At 47.7% G+C, this 237-nt stretch carries 1 protein-coding gene; it reads left to right on the plus strand.

Translation table 11 applies throughout. From position 1 onward, the window contains the following. Positions 1-237, plus strand: a 237-nt coding sequence (locus tag SB765_RS33555) for a hypothetical protein (protein WP_410933025.1), incomplete at both ends; no start/stop codon positions are given.

The raw sequence follows: 237 nt of genomic DNA on the forward strand, positions 1-237 counted from the left end.
CATTGCTTGAAGAGTTACAAGCAGTAAAAGCGGCTAAGCGTCATCAAAAAACCAGCCTAACACAATCTGGGCGAGAGCTAAGTCGTTTGCCGGTTGACCCGCGTTTAGCAAAAATGGTGCTAACTGCACATAAACTAGGTGCATTGCGTGAGGTGATAGTTATTGTTGCCGCGCTTTCAATTCAAGACCCCCGCGAGCGACCACAAGAAAAACGCCAAGCCGCGAATGAAAAACATG

The sequence above is a fragment of the Pseudomonas sp. SIMBA_067 genome (assembly GCF_046534675.1).
Taxonomy (GTDB): domain Bacteria; phylum Pseudomonadota; class Gammaproteobacteria; order Pseudomonadales; family Pseudomonadaceae; genus Aquipseudomonas; species Aquipseudomonas putida.